The sequence below is a fragment of the Skermanella sp. TT6 genome (genome assembly GCF_016653635.2).
Classification (GTDB): domain Bacteria; phylum Pseudomonadota; class Alphaproteobacteria; order Azospirillales; family Azospirillaceae; genus Skermanella; species Skermanella cutis.
Map to the genome: position 1 here is coordinate 5,630,897 of NZ_CP067420.1, position 23,023 is coordinate 5,653,919.

General features: G+C 67.9%; 25 protein-coding genes. 8 read left to right on the plus strand and 17 right to left on the minus strand.

Annotation, left to right across the window (positions count from 1 at the left end):
* Positions 1–178: 178 nt before the first annotated feature.
* Entirely contained in the window at positions 179–856 is a 678-nt protein-coding gene (locus IGS68_RS26205; RefSeq protein ID WP_201075655.1) for an EI24 domain-containing protein, read from the minus strand.
* A gap of 129 nt (positions 857–985) precedes the next feature.
* Between IGS68_RS26205 and IGS68_RS26210 the strand changes: the two genes are divergently transcribed.
* Positions 986–1,978: an adenosine kinase gene (locus IGS68_RS26210; RefSeq protein ID WP_201075658.1), complete on the plus strand. Its 993-nt coding sequence runs from the start codon at positions 986–988 to the stop codon at positions 1,976–1,978.
* A 59-nt stretch (positions 1,979–2,037) separates the two neighbouring features.
* Here IGS68_RS26210 and IGS68_RS26215 read toward each other — a convergent pair whose 3' ends face one another.
* From IGS68_RS26215 to IGS68_RS26245, 7 genes are all read right to left on the minus strand, one after another.
* Complete coding sequence (locus tag IGS68_RS26215) at positions 2,038–2,964, minus strand: ParB/RepB/Spo0J family partition protein (RefSeq protein WP_201075660.1); 927 nt, start codon at positions 2,962–2,964, stop codon at positions 2,038–2,040.
* Positions 2,964–3,749, minus strand: a complete 786-nt coding sequence (locus IGS68_RS26220; RefSeq protein ID WP_201081691.1) for a ParA family protein — start codon at positions 3,747–3,749, stop codon at positions 2,964–2,966. Before IGS68_RS26220 ends, IGS68_RS26215 begins: the two co-directional genes overlap by 1 nt.
* Before the next feature lie 37 nt (positions 3,750–3,786).
* Positions 3,787–4,395, minus strand: coding sequence for a 16S rRNA (guanine(527)-N(7))-methyltransferase RsmG (rsmG, locus tag IGS68_RS26225; protein WP_201075662.1), 609 nt, complete (start codon positions 4,393–4,395; stop codon positions 3,787–3,789).
* Positions 4,376–6,241, minus strand: coding sequence for a tRNA uridine-5-carboxymethylaminomethyl(34) synthesis enzyme MnmG (gene mnmG / locus IGS68_RS26230; protein WP_201075664.1), 1,866 nt, complete (start codon positions 6,239–6,241; stop codon positions 4,376–4,378). The genes rsmG and mnmG overlap by 20 nt, the downstream gene beginning before the upstream one ends.
* 204 nt (positions 6,242–6,445) lie before the next feature.
* A complete protein-coding gene (gene mnmE, locus IGS68_RS26235; RefSeq protein WP_201075665.1) occupies positions 6,446–7,774 on the minus strand; it encodes a tRNA uridine-5-carboxymethylaminomethyl(34) synthesis GTPase MnmE in 1,329 nt (442 codons plus the stop codon).
* Between the two features lie 4 nt (positions 7,775–7,778).
* On the minus strand, positions 7,779–8,150 hold the full coding sequence (locus IGS68_RS26240; RefSeq protein ID WP_201075667.1) for a (2Fe-2S) ferredoxin domain-containing protein: 372 nt from the start codon (positions 8,148–8,150) through the stop codon (positions 7,779–7,781).
* Positions 8,147–8,398, minus strand: coding sequence for a DUF6489 family protein (locus IGS68_RS26245; protein ID WP_201075669.1), 252 nt, complete (start codon positions 8,396–8,398; stop codon positions 8,147–8,149). Before IGS68_RS26245 ends, IGS68_RS26240 begins: the two co-directional genes overlap by 4 nt.
* 165 nt (positions 8,399–8,563) lie before the next feature.
* On the opposite strand from IGS68_RS26245, the gene IGS68_RS26250 reads away from it, so the two are divergent.
* From IGS68_RS26250 to IGS68_RS26265, 4 genes are all read left to right on the plus strand, one after another.
* Entirely contained in the window at positions 8,564–10,600 is a 2,037-nt protein-coding gene (locus IGS68_RS26250) for a thioredoxin domain-containing protein (RefSeq protein ID WP_201075671.1), read from the plus strand.
* 4 nt (positions 10,601–10,604) lie between these two features.
* Entirely contained in the window at positions 10,605–11,069 is a 465-nt protein-coding gene (locus IGS68_RS26255) for a methylated-DNA--[protein]-cysteine S-methyltransferase (RefSeq protein WP_201075673.1), read from the plus strand.
* A 138-nt stretch (positions 11,070–11,207) separates the two neighbouring features.
* A complete protein-coding gene (locus tag IGS68_RS26260) occupies positions 11,208–11,906 on the plus strand; it encodes a dienelactone hydrolase family protein (protein ID WP_201075675.1) in 699 nt (232 codons plus the stop codon).
* A gap of 55 nt (positions 11,907–11,961) precedes the next feature.
* Positions 11,962–12,939 carry a quinone oxidoreductase family protein gene (locus tag IGS68_RS26265; RefSeq protein ID WP_201075677.1) on the plus strand — a complete coding sequence of 326 codons (978 nt, stop codon included), beginning with the start codon at positions 11,962–11,964 and terminating at the stop codon, positions 12,937–12,939.
* Between the two features lie 31 nt (positions 12,940–12,970).
* On the opposite strand, the gene IGS68_RS26270 is transcribed toward IGS68_RS26265, so the two are convergent.
* The 8 genes from IGS68_RS26270 to IGS68_RS26305 form a co-directional block, all read right to left on the minus strand.
* Positions 12,971–13,390 carry a hypothetical protein gene (locus IGS68_RS26270; RefSeq protein WP_201075679.1) on the minus strand — a complete coding sequence of 140 codons (420 nt, stop codon included), beginning with the start codon at positions 13,388–13,390 and terminating at the stop codon, positions 12,971–12,973.
* A gap of 96 nt (positions 13,391–13,486) precedes the next feature.
* Complete coding sequence (locus tag IGS68_RS26275) at positions 13,487–13,837, minus strand: helix-turn-helix domain-containing protein (RefSeq protein WP_201075681.1); 351 nt, start codon at positions 13,835–13,837, stop codon at positions 13,487–13,489.
* A 3-nt stretch (positions 13,838–13,840) separates the two neighbouring features.
* On the minus strand, positions 13,841–14,428 hold the full coding sequence (locus IGS68_RS26280) for a Smr/MutS family protein (protein ID WP_247881093.1): 588 nt from the start codon (positions 14,426–14,428) through the stop codon (positions 13,841–13,843).
* A gap of 40 nt (positions 14,429–14,468) precedes the next feature.
* Positions 14,469–15,149: a LutC/YkgG family protein gene (locus IGS68_RS26285; RefSeq protein ID WP_201075685.1), complete on the minus strand. Its 681-nt coding sequence runs from the start codon at positions 15,147–15,149 to the stop codon at positions 14,469–14,471.
* Between the two features lie 3 nt (positions 15,150–15,152).
* Complete coding sequence (locus IGS68_RS26290) at positions 15,153–16,601, minus strand: LutB/LldF family L-lactate oxidation iron-sulfur protein (protein WP_201075687.1); 1,449 nt, start codon at positions 16,599–16,601, stop codon at positions 15,153–15,155.
* Between the two features lie 62 nt (positions 16,602–16,663).
* Entirely contained in the window at positions 16,664–17,443 is a 780-nt protein-coding gene (locus IGS68_RS26295) for a (Fe-S)-binding protein (RefSeq protein ID WP_247881094.1), read from the minus strand.
* A 116-nt stretch (positions 17,444–17,559) separates the two neighbouring features.
* A complete protein-coding gene (gene mltA / locus IGS68_RS26300) occupies positions 17,560–18,789 on the minus strand; it encodes a murein transglycosylase A (RefSeq protein WP_201075689.1) in 1,230 nt (409 codons plus the stop codon).
* 43 nt (positions 18,790–18,832) lie between these two features.
* Positions 18,833–19,513 carry a Tim44/TimA family putative adaptor protein gene (locus IGS68_RS26305; RefSeq protein WP_201075691.1) on the minus strand — a complete coding sequence of 227 codons (681 nt, stop codon included), beginning with the start codon at positions 19,511–19,513 and terminating at the stop codon, positions 18,833–18,835.
* A 178-nt stretch (positions 19,514–19,691) separates the two neighbouring features.
* On the opposite strand from IGS68_RS26305, the gene IGS68_RS26310 reads away from it, so the two are divergent.
* The 3 genes from IGS68_RS26310 to secB all read left to right on the plus strand — a co-directional run bounded on the left by IGS68_RS26310 (position 19,692) and on the right by secB (position 21,405).
* Complete coding sequence (locus IGS68_RS26310; RefSeq protein WP_201075693.1) at positions 19,692–20,255, plus strand: FxsA family protein; 564 nt, start codon at positions 19,692–19,694, stop codon at positions 20,253–20,255.
* A 9-nt stretch (positions 20,256–20,264) separates the two neighbouring features.
* Complete coding sequence (locus IGS68_RS26315) at positions 20,265–20,816, plus strand: histidine phosphatase family protein (RefSeq protein WP_201075695.1); 552 nt, start codon at positions 20,265–20,267, stop codon at positions 20,814–20,816.
* 118 nt (positions 20,817–20,934) lie between these two features.
* Positions 20,935–21,405, plus strand: coding sequence for a protein-export chaperone SecB (secB, locus tag IGS68_RS26320; protein WP_201075696.1), 471 nt, complete (start codon positions 20,935–20,937; stop codon positions 21,403–21,405).
* Between the two features lie 138 nt (positions 21,406–21,543).
* Here the strand turns inward: secB and rho are convergent, their stop codons facing one another.
* On the minus strand, positions 21,544–22,800 hold the full coding sequence (gene rho, locus IGS68_RS26325) for a transcription termination factor Rho (protein WP_201075697.1): 1,257 nt from the start codon (positions 22,798–22,800) through the stop codon (positions 21,544–21,546).
* Between the last annotated feature and the right edge of the window lie 223 nt (positions 22,801–23,023).

Sequence of the window (23,023 nt, forward strand, 5' to 3'; positions counted from 1 at the left end):
ACGCACCGGCGGCTCGGTGGCCACCGCTTCGGGCGCGGCCGGCTCGACCGGCATGGCGCCTTCGGGTTTCAGCGGTCCGGTGGGCGGTGACTTGCGTCGAAACATGGGCGATGGCCCCCAAAGGCAGGGTGGATGACGGCTGGCCACAAATTGAGCCGTCATGGTTAACTCTTTATTACTATCTGGCAGCTCGGTGCAAGTTTCCTGTGAGCCCATAGAAAATGTGCACCATGAAGGCCGTCGCCACAACGGGAACCAGCAGATTGACAAAAGGTATCGTCGAGAAGAAGGCGACGATGACTCCGGCGAGGAACAGCTTGGCGCTGTGAGCCTTGCGCATCGTCCGGGCGGCCGCCGGCGTCATGCGCCGGAGTGCCACGAGTTCGAAGTACTCGCGGCTCAGCAGATAGCCGTTCAGGATGTAGAAGACCGCGATGTTGATGCCGGGGAACAGGTAGGCCGGCAGGACGAGCAGGTTGAGGAACACCACGAGCGCCAGGAACTTGACGGCGTTCCAGATCTCCGCCCCCAGGCTCTGGCCCTCGGCGGGCGGCAGGCCCGGATAGTGCCGCCGTTCCACGGAAACGGCCACGCGCTCCAGCAGGAGGCCTGAGATGGTGACCACGACGGCGGGAAAGAACAGGTAGGCCAGGGCGAACACCCCCAGGCCGCCCAGCACGTCGATCGTGGTGTCCAGCCAGGGCAGCTCCGTCAGCCGGGTCTGGAAGAGCAGGATCCAGACCAGGCCGGCCATGGTGAGGAAGCCCAGGATCGCGCCGAGGACGCTGAGCCAGACCACCTTGCGGACCGGAGGATCGGAGAGCTGGCCGACGGCGCGGACGAGGGCAGGGATCATGTGAAGCATCGCGATCAGGTTCGAGGGCCGGGCTTGTATGGAAGGTGCCGGCCGTTATACTCCGGCCGCGCTAATCCTCAAAACCTTCCCCGCCAGAGCCCCTCCACCAGAACAAGGATGCACTCCCGCATGTCCCAGGCCACCCTCGACGTTGTCGGCATCGGCAACGCCATCGTCGATGTCATCGCCCACGCCGATGATGATTTCATCGCGTCCAACGGCCTGGAAAAGGGCGCCATGACCCTGATCGATGCCGACCGGGCCGAAGAACTCTACGGCAGGATGGGACCGGGCATCGAGATGTCCGGCGGTTCCGCGGGCAACACCATGGCCGGCATCGCTTCCCTGGGCGGCAAGGGCGCCTATATCGGCAAGGTGAAGGACGACCAGCTCGGCACCGTGTTCCGCCACGACATCCGCGCCGTCGGGGTCCGGTTCGACAGCAAGCCGGCGACGGAGGGCGCGCCCACGGCCCGCTGCCTGATCCTGGTGACGCCGGACGCCCAGCGGACCATGAACACCTATCTCGGCGCCTGCGTCGAGCTCGGCCCCGACGACATCGACGCGGACCTGATCCAGAGCGCCCAGGTGACCTACCTGGAAGGCTATTTGTGGGACCGCCCGCTCGCCAAGGAAGCCTTCCTGAAGGCGGCCAGGCTGGCCCATGCCGGAGACCGCAAGCTGTCCCTGACCCTGTCCGACAGCTTCTGCGTCAACCGCCACCGGGCGGAGTTCGCCGATCTGGTCGACAATCACGTGGACATCCTGTTCGGCAACGAGCACGAGATCATGGCGCTGTACCAGGTGGACAGCTTCGACGAGGCGCTGGCCGCGGTCCGGGGGCGGTGCGAGACCGCCGTGCTGACCCGCAGCGAGAAGGGATCGGTCGTCGTGACGGAGCGGGACGTGTTCGAGATCCCGGCCGATCCGGTCGACCGGCTGATCGACACCACGGGGGCGGGGGACCTGTTCGCCGCCGGCTTCCTGCACGGCTACACCCACGGCCGCAGCCTGCCCGACTGCGCCCGGATCGCCGCCATATCGGCAGCCGAGGTGATCAGCCATGTCGGCGCCCGCCCGGAGGTCAATCTGGCGGATCTGGTGGCCCGGAAGCTGGGCTGAGACGTCCTGGAGGGGCGGCGTCCCGCCGCCCGAGGTGCGCGGGACGAGCACCCTCCGATCTACTGCCCCGTCAGGCGCTGGATCACCTCGTCGAGCTGGTCCAGCGTCTGATACTGGATGCTCAGCGTGCCGCCCTGTCCCTGGGCGCTGATGCTGACCCGCAGCCCCAGGCGGCCGGTGATGTCCTGCTCCAGGGCCAGCGTGTCGGGATCCTTGCCGGGGCGGGAAGCGGCGGTGCCCCGCGGTGCCGGAACGGTTCCGCCGATCGGCGCGGCGGGTGCCGGCTCCTCCCTCGGGTTCTGGGCGTCCCGGGCGAGCTGCTCGACCTGCCGGACGTTCAGGCCCTTCTCCACCACCTGGTGGGCCGCCGCCACCGGATCGGGCACCGAGAGCAGGGCCCGCGCGTGGCCGGCGGTGATCGAGCCGTCCTGGACCAGTTGCTTGACCTGGAGCGGCAGGGTCAGCAGGCGGAGCATGTTGGCGATATGGCTTCGGCTCTTGCCCAGCGCCTTCGCCAGGGCGTCCTGGGTATGGCCGAACTCGTCCATCAGCCGCTTGTAGCCTTCGGCCTCTTCCAGGGCGGTCAGGTCCTGCCGCTGGATGTTCTCGATCAGCGCGATTTCCAGCGCTTCCCGGTCCGTGAACTCGCGGACGACGACCGGCACCTGATGCAGCCCGGCAAGTTGGGCCGCGCGCCAGCGGCGCTCGCCGGCGATGATCTCGTAGATCTTGGGGTCGTCCGGATGCTGCCGGACCAGCAGCGGCTGAAGGATGCCGCGCTCGCGCACGGAATCCACGAGGCTCTGGATCGCTTCCTGGTCGAACCGGCGCCGCGGCTGGAACTTGCCCGGCGTCACGAACTCGATCGGCATCTGGCGGGTCTGCTTGCCCTTGTCCGGAGTTTCCACCAGATCGTCGGCGGCGGCCTCGCCGAACAGCGCGTTGAGGCCGCGGCCGAGGCTCGAGCGGCGCTTGTTCTCTTCCATCAGGCGATCAGCCTCTTCTTCTCACGCTTCAGGACTTCGCTCGCCAGGTGGATATAGGCCTGGGAGCCGGGGCAGCGCAGATCGTAGATCAGCACCGGCTTGCCGTGGGAGGGGGCCTCCGACACCTTGACGTTCCGCGGGATGACCGTGTCGTAGACCTTCTCCCCGAAGAAGCCGCGGACATCGGCGGCGACCATGTCGGACAGGTTGTTGCGCTTGTCGAACATGGTCAGCACGACGCCATGGATATCCAGGCCGGGATTGAAGGCGCGCTTGACCCGCTCGATGGTCCGGATCAGGTGGCTGAGTCCTTCGAGGGCATAGAACTCGCACTGGAGCGGCACCATGACCGCGTCGCTGGCGACCAGGGCGTTCAGCGTCAGCAGGCCGAGCGCCGGCGGGCAATCGATCAGGACATAGTCGTAGTTCAGGGCGCTGTGGGCGAGAGCCATGCGCAGGCGGTACTCCCGCTGCTCGGCACCGACCAGCTCGATCTCCGCGCCCGACAGGTCCTGGGAGGAGGTGACCACCCACAGGTTGGGCACCGACGTCTCGATCGCGGCGTTCTCCACCCGGACTTCGGCGAAGATCACGTCGTAGGTGCCGACATTGCGGCTCGACCGCTCGATGCCGAGCCCGGTCGAGGCATTGCCCTGGGGGTCCAGGTCCATGATCAGGACCCGTTTGCCGACGGCGGCGAGAGCGGTCGCAAGGTTGACGGTCGTCGTCGTCTTGCCGACGCCGCCCTTCTGGTTGGCAACGGAGATGACGCGGGCGCGGGACATCTTGGCCTCTGGAGCGACGGTGGGAAAGCGGGTGACATCAGGCACGGGACACCTCGCTTACGCGAAGAATGCTGGCGCTGGGGTCGGTGACACTCTGTATCCGATCGACGGCGATATTCCAAGTCTTCGAAGCGATCGATACTTCATCTTCGGCCTGCTGGCCTTTGGGGAACAGGCAAATCGAGTCCGGCGCCAGAAATGGAGCGGCGAACCCAAGCAGATCGACCAACGGAGCCAGCGCGCGGGCGGTCACCACATCGGCGGAAAAAGGGTCGATGCTCTCGATTCGAGCGGCATGAATCGTGGCGGCAGCGCCGGTGGCGCGGGCGACTTCCCGCAGGAAGGCGGCTTTTCGCTGGTCGCTCTCGACCAAGTGGACATCGGGAACTCCCAGGATCGCCAGCACCAGGCCGGGGAAGCCGGCGCCGCTGCCGAAATCCACCAGGGTCCGCGCTCCCGCAGGGATCAGGGAGTGGAGCTGGGCGGAGTCAACGAAGTGCCGCGTCCAGAGATGGGGCAGGGTCCGGGGACCGACCAAGTTGATGACCGGCTGCCATTTCCGCAGGAGGTCGGCATAGACCTGGAGGCGGTCGCGTGTTTCACGTGAAACACCGGAGAGAACGTCCTCAGGCGCTGAGGCGGGCATCGCGGCGTTTCACGTGGCGGAGAAGGGCGACCACCGCGGCCGGCGTAACGCCAGGGATGCGGGCGGCCGCCCCCAGGGTCGCAGGCCGGGCCTGACGCAGTTTCTGACGGATCTCGGTGGACAGGCTGCCGATCGAGTCGACATCCAGGTCGTCCGGCAGCAGCAGGGACTCGTCCTTGCGGAAGGCCCGGATGTCGGCCTCCTGCCGGTCGAGATAGCCGGAGTAGCGCGCGTCGATCTCGATCTGCTCGGCGACGGCGCCCGGCAGTTCGGAAAGCTCCGGCCAAAGCCGTGCCAGCTTGCCCAGGTCCATGTCGGGATAGCGCAGCAGATCCGCCGCGGTGCGACGCACGCCGTCATGGTTGACGTTGATGCCCTGGCGGGACAGTTCGTTCGGGGTCGCCTGGAGACGGCCGACCAGGGCGCGGGCAAGCTCCAGCCCGGCCGCCTTCTCGGCGAACCGCTCCGACCGGAAGCTTCCCACGCAGCCGACCGCCATGCCCTTCGCGGTCAAGCGCTGGTCCGCATTGTCAGCCCGAAGCAGCAGCCGGTACTCGGCGCGGGACGTGAACATGCGGTAGGGCTCTGTGGTGCCCCGGGTGATCAGGTCGTCTATCAGCACGCCGATATAGGCGTCTGCCCGGTCCAGCACGAAACTGTCGCCGCCGCCGCACCGAAGCGCCGCGTTGATCCCGGCCATCAGCCCCTGGGCCGCCGCTTCCTCGTACCCCGTCGTGCCGTTGATCTGACCGGCCAGGAACAAACCGGGCAGGCGGCGGGTCTCCAAGGTCGGGGTCAGCTCGCGCGGATCGACATAGTCGTATTCGATCGCGTAGCCGGGGCGGATCATGACCGCGTGCTCAAGCCCCGGAATGGCCCGCAGCACGTCGAGCTGGACATCGCGGGGCAGGGAGGTCGAGATCCCGTTGGGATAGACGGTATCGTCGTCCAGCCCCTCCGGCTCCAGGAAGATCTGATGCCGTTCCTTGTCGGCGAAGCGGACGATCTTGTCCTCGATCGACGGACAGTAGCGCGGCCCGACACCCTGGATCTGGCCGGAATACATCGGCGCCCGGTGTAGGTTCGCGCGGATCGCCTCGTGCGCGGCCGGGGTGGTCCAGGTCACGTGGCAAGGAACCTGGGGCGTCGTGATCCGGTCGGTCAGGGTCGAGAAGGGAGGAGGCGGGTCGTCGCCCGGCTGGCATTCCAGCCCCGCCCAATCGATGGTGCGGCCGTCGAGGCGCGGTGGCGTCCCGGTCTTCAGGCGGCCGAGCGGGAAACCGGCGCGCGCCAGCGTCTCAGACAGGCCGAGGGCGGGAGCCTCGCCGACGCGGCCCGCCGGGATCTTCTCCTCGCCCAGATGGATCATGCCGCGCAGGAACGTTCCGGTGGTCAGGATCACGGCTCCGGCCCGGATCTCCCGACCGTTGCCGGTGACGACCCCGGCCACGGCACCGTCCGCCCCGATGATGAGGTCTTCGGCCGCATCGCCCAGCATGTCCAGGCCGGGCTGTTCCGCCAGGACGGCCTGCATGGCCTCGCGGTACAGCTTGCGGTCGGCCTGCGCGCGGGGACCGCGGACAGCGGGACCTTTGCTCCGGTTCAGGATACGGAACTGGATTCCGGCGCGGTCGATCACCCGGCCCATGACACCGTCCAGGGCGTCGATCTCGCGGACGAGATGGCCCTTGCCCAAACCGCCTATGGCCGGGTTGCACGACATCTCGCCGACGGTTTCCAGCTTGTGGGTCAGCAGCAGCGTGCGCGCGCCCATCCGAGCCGACGCCGCGGCAGCCTCACAGCCCGCGTGGCCACCGCCGACCACGATCACATCATAAATCCGCATGGCGGGCACTTTATTGACTGAACGGGTTGAGGTCAAAGCCGGATTGCCGGGAAGCGCGCGTTTCGAAGCGGGAAGGATCACGGATGAACACGGATCCGGCCGGCATCGGCTCCGGCCGGCATGTATCCGTGCCCATCCGATCCATCCGTGTGCATCAGTGATCCTTGGACTTCCCGGACCGGCGCGTTTCACGTGAAACAACGCTCATTTCCCGATGCAGAAGTCCCGGAAGATCACGTCGAGCAGATCTTCCACATCGACCCGGCCGGTGATCCTTCCCAAGGCCCGGATCGCGATCCGGACATCCTCGGCCGCCAGCTCCGGCAGGAGAGCAGACAGCGCCCGCTCAAGCGACCCCACGCACTCCTCCAATGCCGACCGATGGCGGGCGCGGGTAAGGGCAGGCACACCCGGCGCCTCGAACCGCCGCGCCACTTCGGCGGTCAACCTCTCAATCAACTCGGCAAGCCCATTCCCCGTCGCGGCGGAAACCGCCAGAGCCACCCGTCCCCCGACCGTCATCTCCGGCGGGGCGACCCGGTCGCACTTGTTCAGGACGACCAGGGTATCCTCGTCCACGACCGCCAGGGTCTGGGCGTCCAGGTCGGGCAGGGAGGTCGCGTCGAACACCGCGAGCTTCAGGTCGGCCTGCGCCGCCCGCGCCAGCGCCCGGCGGATGCCCTCGGACTCGATCTCGTCGGCGGCCTCGCGCAATCCGGCGGTGTCGGCCAGGACGACGGGATAGCCGCCCAGGTCGAGATGGACTTCCACCACGTCCCGGGTCGTGCCCGCGCGCTCCGACACGATCGCCGCTTCCCGCCGGGCCAGCGCGTTCAGCAGGCTCGACTTGCCGGCGTTCGGCGCCCCCAGGATCGCGATATGGATGCCGTCGCGCAGCCGTTCGCCCCGGCGCTTGTCGTCGAGATGGGCCCGCAGGCCGGCGATCAGGGACTCCAGGACCGGGCGCACCTGGTCGGAGACCCCTTCCGGCAGGTCCTCGTCGGGAAAGTCGATGTCGGCTTCCAGATGGGCGAGGGCGTGGGTCAGGCGGTGGCGCCAGTCCTCGTAGAGGCGGCCCAACTCGCCTTCCATCTGGCGCAGGGCTTGGCGGCGCTGGGCGGAGGTTTCGGCATCGACCAGATCCGCGATGGCCTCGGCGGCGGTCAGGTCGAACTTGCCGTTCTCGAAGCCGCGCCGACTGAACTCCCCCGGTTCGGCGATCCGGAAGCCCTGCAGGGCGGAGAGCGCGTCGATCAGCCCGGCGACGACCGCGCGGCCGCCATGCACATGGAATTCGGCGACGTCCTCCCCGGTGAAACTGCGCGGCCCCGGGAACCAGAGCACCAGCCCATGGTCGAGGAATTCGCCGCTGCGGGGATCGGCGAGCCGGGCGACGGCGGCGGTGCGCGGGGCGGGGAGGGAACGGCCGGTGAGGATCGTGAGCGCATCGCCGGCCCGGGGTCCGGAGACCCGGACGATGGCGACGCCCCCGCGCCCCGGCGCGGTGGCCGGGGCGAAGATGGTCGGGATCACCGGATCAGGCGGGGGCGACGGACCGGGCTTCCGGCCGGGGCTCCGTCTGGTCGGGCATCAGCATCAGCCGCTCGACCCGGCCGCCCTCGATCACATGGGTCTGCAGGATCTCGTCGATGTCTTCCTGGGACGCGAAGGTGTACCAGACGCCCTCGGGATAGATCACCAGCGCCGGTCCCAACTCGCACCGCTCCAGGCAACCGGCCGAGTTGATCCGGACCTTGGGCTCCAATCCCAGTTCCTTGGCGCGGGCCTTCATGTAGTTGCGAAGCTTCTCCGACCCCTTCGCCGCGCAGGACCCGCGCTTGGCCCCTTCGGGACGCAGGTTCGTGCAGCAGAAGACATGGCTGCTGTAGACCAGTTCCGGATCGCTCACTTCTTTCCATCCTTGCCCATGGCGTTGCTCATCTGGGTCCAGAAGATCTTCTGCATCTGCTCGAAGCCCTGAAGCCCGGCCGGCAGCCAGGTCTTCAGCATCGCTTCCGGCTCCATGGCCTGCAGGTTGGCACTCATGCGGTCCTGGATCTGTTGCATCAAAGCGTCCTGCATCGGCTTGACGTCCGGCAGGCCGAAGAAATGCCGGGCTTCCTCGGGGGTACAATCGATGTCGACGGTGATTTTCATGCTCGGAACCTCTCGGGGCACGTCCCCAGCCGGGGTAGCCCCACGCAGATTGGGGTTGAGCGCACTCGCCGGCGCGCTTCACTATACAGATAGGATGTGCAAGCGCAACGACAGCACCCGTTCTCTGCCGCAATGCCGCAACCCTCTCAGATAAAGGCGAGCACCATGTCCTCAAACATGCTGGGCCATGAGACCAGCCCCTACCTGCTCCAGCACAAGGACAATCCCGTGCATTGGATGCCCTGGGGAGATGAGGCCTTCGACCGGGCGCGGAAAGAGAAAAAGCCGATCCTGCTGTCAGTCGGCTACGCCGCCTGCCACTGGTGCCACGTGATGGCCCACGAGAGTTTCGAGAACCCCGAGATCGCCGGGGTGATGAACGAGCTGTTCGTCAACATCAAGGTCGACCGGGAGGAACGGCCCGACCTCGACACCATCTACCAGTCGGCCCTGGCGCTGCTCGGGCAGTCCGGCGGCTGGCCGCTGACCATGTTCCTGACGCCCGAGGGGGAGCCGTTCTGGGGCGGCACCTATTTCCCGCCCGCCTCGCGCTACGGCCGGCCCGGCTTCCCGGACGTGCTGCGCGGCGTCGCGGCGACCTACCATGAGGAGCCGGACAAGGTGACGCGCAACGTCACGGCGCTGAAGGACAGCCTGGACAAGCTGGCGGAGAACCATTCCGGCGGCGCCATCCCGCCCGGCGTCTTCAACCAGGTGGCCGACCGTCTGCTCCGCGAGGTGGACCCCCTGAACGGCGGCATCGGGTCGGCGCCCAAGTTCCCCCAGACCTCCCTGTTCACCCTGCTGTGGCACGCCTGGAAGCGGACGGGCAGGGAACCCTACAAGACCGCCGTGACCAATACCCTGGGCCGCATGTGCCAGGGCGGCATCTACGACCATCTCGGCGGCGGCTTCGCGCGCTACTCCACCGACGACCGCTGGCTGGCCCCGCATTTCGAGAAGATGCTGTACGACAATGCCCAGCTGATCGATCTGCTGACCCTGGTCTGGCAGGAGACGGGCGAGCCGCTGTTCAAGGTCCGCGTCGCCGAGACGGTGGATTGGGTCCTGCGCGAGATGCTGGCGGAGGATGCCGGAGGCGGCCGGGTCGCCGGCTTCGCCAGCACGCTCGACGCCGACAGCGAGGGCGAGGAAGGGCGCTTCTACGTCTGGTCGGAACGGGAGATCGACGACATCCTCGGCCCCGACGCCGCGGTCTTCAAGGCGGCCTACGACGTCACCCGGCAGGGCAACTGGGAAGGCAGCAACATCCTGAACCGGACCGCCAGGCCGGAGCTGGGCGACGAGGACCAGGAGGCGAGCCTCGCCCGGATGCGGGCGATCCTGTGGCAGGCGCGCGAACGCCGCGTCCATCCCGGCTGGGACGACAAGGTGCTGGCCGACTGGAACGGGCTGATGATCGCGGCGCTCGCCCGCGCCGGCTTCGTGTTCGGTAAGCCGGACTGGACCGCCGCCGCCGCCGCCGCGTTCGACTTCGTGACCGGCACCATGGTTCGGGACGGCAGGCTGTTCCACACCTGGCGCCGCGGCCGGCTGAAGAACCCGGCCTCCCTCGACGACTATGCCGACATGGCCCGCGGGGCGCTGGCCCTGTACGAGGTGACCGGCGAGTCCCGTTATCTCGACCGGACCCGCGGCTGGGTCGAGCTGCTGGACCGCCACTACTGGGACAAGGACAACGGCGGCTACTTCTTCACCGCCGACGATGCCGAGCGGCTGATCGTGCGGACTAAGACCGCCCACGACAATGCCGTTCCCGCCGGCAACGGGACCATGGTCGGCGTGCTCGCCCGGCTGTTCAACATGACCGGGGACGACACCTATCACCAGCGGGCCGAGGCCCTGGTCCAGGCCTTCTCCGGCGAGCTGACCCGCAACTTCTTCCCCCTTTCCACGCTGCTCAACAACACCGAACTGCTCTATACTGCGATCCAGCTGGTGGTGGTCGGGAACAGGGGAGCCGCCGACACCGAGGCCCTGCTCGCCACGGTCCGGGCGACCTCGTCGCCCTCGGCGGTCATGACCCTGCTGTCCCCGGAGACCGCCCTTCCGGAGGGTCATCCGGCGCAGGGCAAGGGCATGGTGGCCGGCAAGGCGACCGCCTATGTCTGCGCGAACATGACCTGCTCCGCCCCGATCACCGACGCGGCCGACCTCAAGATCAACCTGACGAGGAAATGACGGCATGGGACGCCTGACCATCGAAAGCCCGCTGGGACGCCTGAACCTCACCAGCCTGGACGGCGCGCTGACCGCGCTGGACTGGGACACGGGCGAGACCGCCGCCGACCGCGACGCCGTCCTGGACGAGGCGGCCCGGCAGCTCCGGCAGTATTTCGATGGGCAGCGCACGGTGTTCGACCTGCCCATGCGCCCGCACGGCACGTTGTTCCAGCAGCGGGTCTGGGCGGCGATGCTGGAGATCCCGTGCGGCGGGACTGCGACCTACGGCGACCTCGCCCGCCGGCTCGACTCCGCCCCGCGCGCCATCGGCGGAGCCTGCGGCCGCAATCCCCTGCCGATCGTGATCCCCTGCCACCGGGTCGTCGGCGGGGCGGGGAAGGGGGGTTATTCAGGCTTCGGCGGGCTGACCACCAAGGACTGGCTGCTGAACCACGAAACGCTTCTGGTGCACGCCCCCGTCTCGTGACCCGCCCCGACCTGAGTACACCGGTATCGTGACAAGGCGCCGCCGCGCCTATATCGTGTCGTCGCCATCACCGCCCGAGGTCATACCCCGGGCTGGAACCCACAATCCACGGCACAGTCCAAGAAAGAGAAGGGTGGAATGACCGACGTTACGATCAACGCGGCCGACGGCGGCACCTTTACCGGATACCTTGCGAAGCCCGCGGGGGGCACCGGACCCGGCATCGTCGTGATCCAGGAGATCTTCGGCGTCAACCAGGTGATGCGGGAGATCTGCGACGACCTGGCCTCGCAGGGCTATCTCGCCCTTTGCCCCGACCTGTTCTGGCGCCAGGAGCCCGGCATCCAGATCACCGACAAGACCGACGAGGAGTGGGCCAAGGCCTTCGAACTCTACAAGGGCTTCAGCGAGGTCAAGGGTGTGGACGACCTGATCGCGGCCCTGGGCGTCCTGCGCGAGACCGAGGGCTGCAACGGCCTGGTCGGCACGCTGGGATACTGCCTGGGCGGCAAGCTCGCCTACCTGATGGCGACCCGGTCCAACGCCGACTGCTCGGTCTCCTACTATGGCGTCGGGATCGAGAAGAACCTCGACGAGGCGAGCGCCATCACCAGGCCCTATCTCGCGCACATCGCGGAGAAGGACCAGTTCGTCCCGCCGCCGGCCCAGCAACAGATCCGCGACGCCCTGTCGAAGATCTCCTGCGTCACCGTCCACACTTATCCCGGCTGCGACCATGCCTTCGCCCGCGTGGGCGGCGCCCATTACGACAAGCAGGCCGCCGACTTGGCGAACCAGCGGACCGCCGCTTTCCTGAAAGAGCACCTGACGGCCTGAACCGGCCCCATACGTCCAACAGCGGCAAGACAAGAACGAGAGGGAGTCCGAAACCATGGTTCACGCCATCCGCTTCCATCAGGCCGGCGGACCCGAGGTCCTGAAATGGGAAGAGGTCGATGTCGGCAACCCCGAACCTGGGCAGGTGAAGATCCGCCAGTCGGCGATCGGGCTCAACTTCATCGATACCTACCATCGCAGCGGCCTCTACCCCGTCCCCGACCTGCCCTGCATCCCCGGGATGGAGGGAGCCGGCGTGGTGGAGTCGGTCGGCGAAGGGGTCACCAGCTTCAGCCCCGGCGACCGCGTCGCCTATGCGGGCGGACCGATCGGAGCCTACGCCGAAGTTCGCCTGATGCCGGCCGACAAGCTGGTCCCGCTGCCGAGCTGGATCGACGACAAACAGGCCGCGGCGATGATGCTCCAGGGCATGACCGCCCAGTTCCTGCTGCGGTCCTGCTACGCGGTCCAGCCGGGCGAGACCATCCTGGTCCATGCCGCGGCCGGCGGCGTCGGCCTGATCCTCTGCCAGTGGGCCCGCAAGCTGGGCGCCACCGTGATCGGCACCGTCGGGTCGGACGAGAAGGCGGAACTGGCTCGGGAGAACGGCTGCACGCACCCGATCGTCTACAGCCGCGAGAACTTCGTGGAGCGGGTGAAGGAGATCACCGGCGGGGCCGGCGTGCCGGTGGTCTATGACTCGGTCGGGAAGGACACCTTCATGAACAGCCTGGACTGCCTGCGCCTGCGCGGCCTGATGGTCCTGTTCGGCCAGTCGTCGGGAGCAGTGCCGCCGGTCGATCTCGGCATCCTGGCGGCCAAGGGCTCGCTCTACGTGACCCGGCCGACGCTGTTCTCCTACACGACGAAGCGCGAGGACCTGATGACCTGCGCTGCCGACCTGTTCGACGTGGTCCACAGCGGCGACGTGAAGATCGAGGTCCGCCAGACCTTCCCGCTCCGCGATGCGGCGGAAGCCCACCGGGCCCTGCATGCCCGCGCCACCAAGGGGTCGTCGCTCCTGCTGCCGTGACGTTTCACGTGAAACACGGTGGTCCCGGCGGTCAGCGCGGTGCCGGGATCACCGCCATGCAGGTCTCCACGATGGTGCCGCAGGATTCCAGGTCGCGGCCCTGGTTATAGTCCAGGCGTTCGACGATGCCGTCCCGCACGGTGAAGGTCGCCTCGCACATGAAGTTCTGGCGGTGGACCGACGTGCGCGGGCGGATGAAGCGCCGTCCGCCGATCGCGACATCGTCATAGTCGGTCTCGACCTGCGTGTAGGTCATGCCCCGTACGAAGGTCAACAACTCGGAGTCCCCGACCTGCTGCGTCCGGTCGGGGACTCCGGCGCAGGAGTAAAGCAGCTCCTTCGGCATTCCGACCAGCGCCGTGTTCGCCCGGGCCGCCGCCTCCGTCCGCGGATTGGCGCACCCTCCCAGCACGGCCGCCGCCAGCGCCAGCATGGTTATGGAACGGATCATCGCTGCCTCCCTCGTCACCCGACTCAACACGGTGATCATGCCATTGGTGCCGGCCCGGATGCCCGATGCTTCCGGAGCAGCGTTCCGAACGGAAACCTACCGATTCAGCACTTCCAGAAGCCGGTCGATCGTCGCCTCGTCGAGCGACCGGATACGCTCCGCCAGAAGGTTCGCCACCAGCGTCGCCTTCGGCGTCAGCCCGGACGTATCGACCACGATGCGCGGGTGGCTCATCTCCGCCAAGCGCTCCAGCGCCTCCGCCTCGTCCCAGAAGATCTGGAAATAGGCGCAGATCTGCCGCACCAGCATGATGGAGGGCTGCCCGCGCTTGCCATGCTCCAGGGCGGAGAGGTACGCCGACGACACTTCCAGCTCGTCGGCCATCTGCTTCAGGGTGACGCCGCGCCGGGCGCGCAGTTCACGGATATGGGCACCGAAGGGGGTCACGGATCAACGCCGCCGTTTCAGCAGGACATAGAGCGCGCCGTCGCCGCCGTCCTTCGGCTGGGCGCGCTGGATTGCGAGCACCAGCGGTCGCAGCGGCGACTCGTTCAGCCAGCGCGGGACGACTTGGCGAAGGATGCCGGCCCCTTGGCCCCCTGACCCTTTTCCGGCCGATCCCTTTCCCGTGATGACCAGGACCATCCGGCGCTGTTCGTGCCAGCCGCGCAGGATGAAGGAGTTGAGCGCCGCGTGGGCCTGGGACTGGGTCATGCCGTGGAGATCGATCCGGCCGTCGATGCCGAGCCGCCCGCGGCGCATCCGGTCGTCGGTCCGGCGGTCGAGCCCCGGCGGCGATGCCGGGTCCAGGGCGGGAAGCCGGTTGCGGTGGCCGGAAACCGGAAGGCCGGCACCGCGCCCCGCCGAGCCGTCGGCCACGGGCAGGCCGGCCACCTCCACCGGCAAGGCGCCCGCCGCCGGAGAGGATGCCGGCGCATCGGGCAAGGCGCGGCCGGGCAGGGGATCGGTGTCGCGCATCGCCATGCGCCAGAGGCTGTGCTCGTCGGACGTCACGGTACGGCGGCGGCGTGGAGGCATTCTGTTCATCTGGTCACCACGTCACCCGCCGCCCGCGTCCTCAGACGCCCGCGCCGTCGATCAGCAGGATGTGGAGGCGCCGCGGACCGTGCGCGCCGAGCTGGATCGTCTGCTCGATGTCGCCGGTGCGGGACGGGCCGGTGATGAGGTTGACGGTCCGCGGCATGTCCGGGCCGCGCCGGCGGACGGCGTCCCAGCCGTCCTCGTAGCTACCGACGATCTGGTCGGCCCGCAGCACGACGATGTGGGTGTCCGGCATCATGTTCAGCGTGGTCGGATGCTCGGGACCCGACAGCATCATGAGGGTGCCGGTCTCCGCGATGCCGGCGAAGGCGCCGGTCACGCTGGTGAGGTCGCGGTCCACCGCCCGTCCCCGTTCCACCGTCAGCGTCGGCCTCTTGTTCCACGGGATGCCGTCGAGCCGCGGGTCGGGGGCGACCTTCACCTCGGCCGGCAGGTTCTGGCTCGCCAGGTAATCCGCCACCGCATGGGGAACCCGCGACAGGTTCGGCAGGCGGTCCACCGTGGCCGCCACCTCGGTCACCATGGAAACGAACAGGTCCACCTTGTCCGATGCCGACAGGTCGGCGCGGTCCGGCACCAGGTTGCGCCGGTGCTCCTTCAGCCGGTCGTCCACGGCGGAGACCATCTCGGGGCTGGCGGCGTCGCGCTTCAGCGAACGGCGGATGCTGGTCAGGATCTGGGTGCGCGCTTCGGACATGGCTCAGGCCGCCTTCCTGCCGGAATTCCCGCCCTGGCCGGCCTGGCGCTGCGCCCAGAGCTGCTGGAAGGTCTTTCCTTCGGGCGCCGGCATGTCGCGCCAGTCGGTCCAGCCCCCGGCCAGCGGCAGCGAGCGGAAGCGGCCCTTGCGGCGGCCGAGCAGGCCCAGCACCCCGGTCATCATGTTGGCGCCCATGCGGTACAGCTTGGGCCGCTTGGCGAACCAGGCCCACAGGCCCAGCCCGTACCGGTAGGCCTGGGGCGCCATCTTGTTCCGGTACTCGCGCTCCCGCCAGTGCCGCATCATGCGGGGCAGGGGGATGCGCATGGGACAGACGCTCTCGCATTTGCCGCAGAAGGTCGAGGCGTTCGGCAGATGCCCCGCCTCCTGGACGCCGATCAGGCTGGGCGTCAGGACCGACCCCATCGGCCCGGGATAGACCCAGCCATAGGCGTGGCCCCCCACGGCGCCGTAGACGGGGCAGTGGTTCATGCAGGCGCCGCACCGGATGCAGCGGAGCATGTCCTGGAACTCGGTGCCCAGCATGCCGGTGCGGCCGTTGTCCAGCAGCACCACGTGGAACTGCTCCGGCCCGTCCAGGTCCTCCGGCCGCCGCGGCCCGGTCGAGAAGGTCGTGTAGGAGGAGAACTCCTGGCCCGTCGCCGAACGGGCCAGGACGCGCAGGATGGTCGAGGCGTCCTCCAGCGTCGGGACGACCTTTTCCAGGCTGGCCAGCACGATATGGACCTTGGGCAGGGTCTGGGTCAGGTCGCCGTTGCCCTCGTTCGTCACGATCACCGTGGAGCCGGTCTCGGCGATCAGGAAGTTGGCCCCGGTGATGCCCACGTCGGCGGCCAGGAACTTCTGGCGCAGCATCTGGCGCGCCTCGTTGACCAGCGCCCGCGGCTCCTCCAGCGAACGCTTCGGGTCCAGGGCCGTGTGGGTCTTCATGAAGGTGGCGGCCACGTCCTCCTTGTTGAGGTGGACGGCCGGCGCGATGATGTGGCTGGGCGCTTCCTTGCGGAGCTGGATGATGTACTCGCCCAGGTCGGTCTCGACCGGCTCCAGGCCGTTCTTCTCCAGATGGTCGTTGAGCTCGATCTCCTCCGCGATCATCGACTTGCCCTTGGTCACGACCTTGGCGTCGACCGACCGGCAGATCCGCAGGATCGCGTCGCGCGCCTCGCCGGGCGTGCGGCACCAGTGGACCTGGCCGCCGTTGGCCGTGACTTTGTCCTCGAACCGTTCGAGATAGAGGTCGAGATGGTCGAGCACATGGTTCTTGATGTCCCGCGCCTGGTCGCGCAGCCGGTCGAACTCCGGCAGGCGGGCGACCGCCCGCGTCCGCTTGTCCTGGAACCCGACCTTCATCTTGCCCAGCGCCTTCTGGAGGCGTTCGTCCGCCAGCGCGCCGTGGGCATTCTCCTTGAAGGCGTGACTCGTGCTCTGCATCTCAGGCTTTCCTCAACACTCGACCGGAATTCTCCGATCCCGGGCCAATCATATACCGCAAATCAGCGGGCGCGGGTGTCGCCGATCGGCGGCGTTTCGTCGGCCATCCCGGCAAGCACTTCGGCGACGTGCCGCACCTTCACCGCGGCGCCCTCGCGCTTCAGCTTGCCCGCCATGTTCAGCAGGCAGCCCATGTCGCCGGCGAGCAGCGTGTCCGCCCCGGTCCGCTGGATGTCGGCGATCTTCTCGCCGACCATCTTGTTGGAAATCTCCGGGTACTTGATGCAGAAGGTGCCGCCGAATCCGCAACAGACCTCCGCTCCCGGCAGTTCCGCCAGCGTCAGCCCCTCGACCGACCGAAGCAGCGCGCGCGGCTGCTGCTTGACCCCCAGCTCGCGCAGGCCGGAGCAGCTGTCATGATAGGTGATGGTGCCGTCGTAGCGGGCCGCGACCCCGTCCAGGCCCATGACGTCCACCAGGAAGGAGACCAGCTCGTAGGTCCGGTGCTTCAGGTGGGCGGCGCGCTGGGCCCAGTCCGGCTCGTCCGAGAACAGCTCGCCGTAATGCTCCTTGATCATGCCCGCGCACGATCCGCTGGGGGCGACCACATAGTCGAAGCCCTCGAACGCCTCGATCACGCCGCGGGCGATCTCCTTGGTGTCCGTCCGGGCGCCCGAATTGTAGGCCGGCTGCCCGCAGCAGGTCTGGGACGCGGGGACTTCCACCGAGCATCCCGCGTCCTCCAGCAGCCTGACCGCCGCGAAACCAACGGTCGGCCGGAACAGGTCGACCAGGCAAGTCACAAAAAGCCCCACCCGGGGCGTCTTCATCGCGCTGTCCATTGTTTCCGTCCCTGCGGCTCCGTCCTCCGGCCCTGGAAGTCCAGGCCGTCCCGGTATCGTGTGCCGTGTAATTAGTTGGTATTACCAGGTGAGGCAACCGCCATCGGACCGGCGCATCAGCCGACCGGCGCCGCCGCGCGCGGGATCAGCAGATGGTAGCGGCCGGGGCTCCGCATCTTGCCGGCCCTCAACTCGGCTTCGGGGCCATGGCCCCAGAACACGTCGCCGCGCACGACGCCCCGGATGGCACCGCCGGTGTCCTGCGCCACCATCAGCCGGCGGACCCGCGCGCCGGCATCGAGCGGATCCTGGGCGTCCAGCCAGACCGGCACGCCGTAGGGCACGAAGGACCGGTCGACCGCCAGGCTGCGGCCCGGGGTCAGCGCGACGCCCTGGGCGCCCACGGGACCCTCGCCGGAGAGCGGCCGGAAGAAGACGAAGGAGGGATTGCGGTTCATCAGGTCGGCGGCCTCGTCCGGGTGGGCCTCCAGCCACTCCCGGATCGACTGCATCGACACGGTCTCGCGGGTCAGGGCACCCCGGGCGATCAGCTCGCGGCCGATCGCGACATAGGGATGCCCGTTCTGCCCGTCATAGCCGACGCGGACGGTGCTGCCGTCCTCCATCACCACCCGGCCGGAACCCTGGATGTGCAGGAAGAAGGCATCCACGGGATCGTCGACCCAGACCATTTCAAGGCCGCGGCCCTTCAGGGCGCCGCCCTCGATCTTCGCGCGGTCCTCGTAGGGGCGCAGCCGCCCGTCGACGACGCGCCCGGCGATCCGTTCGCCCTTCATGGCGTCGCGGAACTCGCCCAGGTCGACCATCACCAGGTCGGCGGGCTTGCGGTAGAGCGGCACCGAGTAGCGGCCGCCGGGCAGGGCGGAGCCGCGCAGCTCGGCCTCGTAATAGCCGGTGAACAGACCCTCGGGCTTGTCGTTGTCGGCTACGGCGTAGGGCAGGAACCAGGTCTCGAAGAAGGCCCGGGCGGCGGCATGGTCGCCGCGCGGCACCCGCGCCAGCGCCTCGCAGGGGGCGATCCAGTCGGCGATCCTTCCCGCGGCGCCCAGCTGCCGGTCGTGGGGCTGGACCACCAGCTTGCCGCACGACCGGGCGAAGGCGTCGAGCGCGTCGGCTTGGCCGTCGGCCTGCCAGCCCGGCAGGTCCTCGAACCGCGCCGGGGTCAGCGTCAGCTTCGGCGGAACGACCTCCGCTTCCTTCGGCGCCTCCGGCGCGCAGGCCGCCAGGAAGAACGTCAGCAAGACGGCCGGCACCGCGGCGAGCGCGGTGCCGGTCCGGCGGATCGGTCCGGCCGCACGGCCGGTCTTCATGAAACGGGAGAGCATGTACCCAATCGGACCCGTTGCCAGCCTGTTCGGTTCGGACTGCTCAGTTCGGGACGCGGGTCTCGATCAGGGTCCAGTTCGGGTTCCGCGACCGGGTGTTGCGCGCGAATGTCCAGATGTCCACGACCTCCAGCGGCTGCTCGGGATCGCCGTCGACCACCTCGCCCGCCTTGTCGCGCGTGATGTTGATCTGGTCGCTGACGAACTTGACCGTCACGAAGGCTGTCCGGCCTTCCATGCGGGCCTCGGTCACGTCCGAGTCGCGGATGCCGATCACCTGGGTCTCCAGGGTCTCGCCGGCGGCCTGCCGGTTGCGGATCGCGGCGGCGAAGTTGTCGTAGACATCGTCGCTCAGCAGCGGCCGGAGGGTCGGCGTGTCGCCCTGCGCGAAGGCGGTCACGACCATCTCGAACGCGGCGCGGGCGCCCTGGACGAAAGTCTTCTCGTCGAAGGTCGGATCGTTGGCCTGGATCTGCGCGATGCCGGCCGCGAGGGAGTAGGGCTCGTCGGGCGACGGCGGCGGAAGGTCCACGGGCATGCGCCCGCGATCCGGCAGCGTCACGACGTTGTCTCCACTCTCCTGGCCGGGCCGCGGAGAATACGGGTTGGGTCGCTGGCGCTCCTCACCGTGACGCCGGCCCAAAACGCCGCGCAGCCGATACACGAGAAAGGCTGCGATCATGGCGAATATCAGGATATCGATGAAATAAAACCCCTCGCCCATTGAACATGTCCTGGTCGGTTCGCCCTAGACCGTCAGCCGGGCGCGTATTAACTGTACCGCGTGAAGAGCGTATGTGTACGGTGTCAGCCGAATCCCCGTACCGGTAATCCCCGTACCGGTTTCGACAAACGCCTCTTTTCGTAGATAGGCCGTTACCGGGGAAAGAGCAAGGACACGCATGTACATCCTACTCGCATTCATCATCCTTCCGATCATCGAGATAGCCGTGTTCATTCAGGTGGGCGGCTTGATCGGCTTGTGGCCGACCCTTGCCTTGATCCTCCTGACGGCTTTCGCCGGGGCGGCGCTCCTGCGCGTGCAGGGCTTCGCCGTGGCCCGGCGTGCGCAGGAGAGCCTTGCCCGCAACGAATTGCCGGTCGCCGAGGTGTTCGACGGGTTCTGCCTGGTCGCCGCCGGAGTTCTCCTGCTGACGCCGGGCTTCGTGACGGATACGCTCGGCGCCCTGCTTTTCATCCCGGCCTTCCGGCGTTTTCTTCGCCACCGCCTGGTCGCCCTGCTTTCCAGGCGCGGCGACATGCGCGTGTTCGTCGACGGGATGGAGGTGGACCCCAGGGATCCCTTCTCCCGCAGGCCGAACCGGCCGCCGCCGGGGGTCATCGAGGGCGAATTCACCGACGTCACGCCCGGTCCCGAGGATCGGGCCGACCTTCCGCCACCAGACGGCCCCCCGCCCGACACCCCTCCGCCCGACAGCCGCTGGCGCCCTCCCCACAACCGGTAACGTCACATCATGCTTCTGATCCGCCATGGACAGTCCGAGTTCAACGCCGCCTTCGCGGTCCGGCGCGTCGATCCCGGGCTGATCGATCCCGGCCTGACCGAAACGGGCCGCGCCCAGGCGCTGGCCGCCGCCGCCCAGCTGTCCGACCGGGGACTCAGGCGTCTGCTGGCGAGCCCCTACACGCGGGCTCTCCAGACCGCCTCGATCATCGCCGAGGTGCTGGAACTGCCGATCGAGGTCCAGCCCATCCTGGGCGAGCACGCCCATTTCATGTGCGACATCGGGACGCCCCGCTCCGAACTGGAAAAGCAGTGGCCCTACCTGTCCTTCGGCCATGTGCCGGAGATCTGGTGGCCCGACCAGGAAGAGAACGAGGACGGCGTCATGATGCGCGCGGCCGAGTTCCGCGCCATCGCCGCCGGGATGACGGACGAGCGCCATGTCGGCGTCGTCAGCCACTGGGGCTTCATCCGCGCCCTGACCGGGGAGGAGGTGACGAACTGCGCCATCGTGGAGTTCGACCCCCGCGGGGCTGCGGCCGAGGCGCCTTCCCGGCCGTGACCCGGCGGCACCCGTTCATTGCCGTGCCCCGCGGTTCCGTGCTAGCCACAGCACCAGACGCGCAGAACCGATACGAACCGCGCATGCGCCATTTCCACGCGCTCACCAGGAGATCACCATGACCGACCAGTCCGGCGCCGGCCAGAGCCGCCCCACCGCCCTGCCGATCGTCATCAACGCCCAGTACGTCAAGGACTTCTCGTTCGAGAACCCCAACGCCCCGCAGACCCTGCTGCCCGGCCAGCCGGCTCCCCAGGTCTCGGTCGGCGTCGATGTCCGCAGCCAGCAGGTCGGCGAGACCCTCTACGAGGTCGTGCTGGAGATGCGCTGCGAGGCCAAGGTCGGCGAGAACACCGCATTCCTGGTCGAGCTGTCCTATGCCGGCCTGTTCACCCTCCAGGGCCTCGCCGACGAGCATATCCGCCCGGTGCTGCTGATCGAGGGCCCGCGCCTGCTGTTCCCGTTCGCCCGGGCGATCGTCGCCGACGCGACCCGCGACGGCGGCTATCCGCCGCTGATGATCAACCCGATCGACTTCACCGACCTCTACCGCCGACAGACCGCCCCGCAGCAGCAGACGACGGCCTGACGACCCTCTCCGGGGAGGGTGCGCGTCCCGCGCACCGTGGGCGGCAGGACGTCGCCCCTCCCACACGGAATGGAAAAGGCCTTTGCCTCTCTCCGCGAGGAGGAAGCAAAGGCCTTTTCCATGTCCGCCGGAAGCGGATTACTGGTTCATCGAGTCGAAGAACTCGGAATTGCTCTTGGTGTGCTTCAGCTTGTCCAGCAGGAAGTCGACCGAGTCCGTGACGCCCATGGGCATCAGGATGCGGCGCAGGACCCACATCTTGGAGATTGTCGCCTTGTCGACCAGCAGCTCTTCCTTCCGGGTGCCCGACTTGGTGATGTCGATCGCCGGGAAGGTGCGCTTGTCGCTGATCTTGCGGTCCAGGATGATCTCGGAGTTGCCGGTACCCTTGAACTCCTCGAAGATCACCTCGTCCATGCGCGACCCGGTGTCGATCAGCGCGGTCGCGATGATGGTCAGCGAGCCGCCTTCCTCGATGTTGCGGGCGGCGCCGAAGAAGCGCTTCGGGCGCTGCAGGGCGTTGGCGTCGACGCCGCCGGTCAGCACCTTGCCGGAGCTGGGGACGACCGTGTTGTAGGCGCGCGCCAGGCGGGTGATGCTGTCCAGCAGGATCACGACGTCGCGCTTGTGCTCGACCAGCCGCTTGGCCTTCTCGATCACCATCTCGGCGACCTGGACGTGCCGGGCCGCCGGCTCGTCGAAGGTGGAGCTGACGACTTCGCCGCGCACGCTGCGCGCCATGTCGGTCACTTCCTCCGGCCGTTCGTCGATCAGCAGGACGATCAGGTAGACTTCGGGATGGTTCTGGGCGATCGAGTGGGCGATGTTCTGGAGCATCACCGTCTTGCCGGTGCGCGGCGGCGCCACGACCAGCGCGCGCTGGCCCTTGCCCAGGGGGGCGACCAGGTCGATGATCCGCCCGGTGAAATTCTTCTTGGTCGGATCCTCGATTTCCATGTTCAGCCGCTCTTCCGGGTAGAGCGGGGTCAGGTTGTCGAAGTTGATCCGGTGGCGGACCTTGTCCGGGCTGTCGAAATTGATCGTGTTGACCTTGAGCAGCGCGAAATAGCGCTCGCCGTCCTTGGGCGCCCGGATCTGCCCCTCGACCGTGTCGCCGGTGCGCAGGCCGAAGCGGCGCACCTGGCTCGGGCTGACATAGATGTCGTCGGGACCGGGCAGGTAGTTGGACTCCGGCGAGCGCAGGAATCCGAAGCCGTCCTGGAGGATTTCCAGCACGCCGTCCCCGAAGATCGGCACCTCGTTGTCGGCGAGCTGCTTCAGGATGGCGAACATCATGTCTTGCTTGCGCAAGGTGCTGGCGTTCTCGATCTGTAATTCTTCGGCGAACGCCAGTAACTCGGCAGGCGTCTTACATTTCAACTCTTGGAGGTTCATCGGGAGCCTGTGGGGGACGGGAGCGGCAGTTGGATGCCGGGCGCAGTTGCTTGGGCAGCGCGGCAGAGATGAGGCTATCGGCCGTCGAAGCATCCCCGGGCGGGACGCTTGAGAATATGCGTTTGATTCTCGGGATTGGGCCTTCTGATGAAGATATGGTTATACGAACCCGATTGACAAGTCAAACGAAACCGGAACTGTACCGAAGCTCTATATCCGCGGA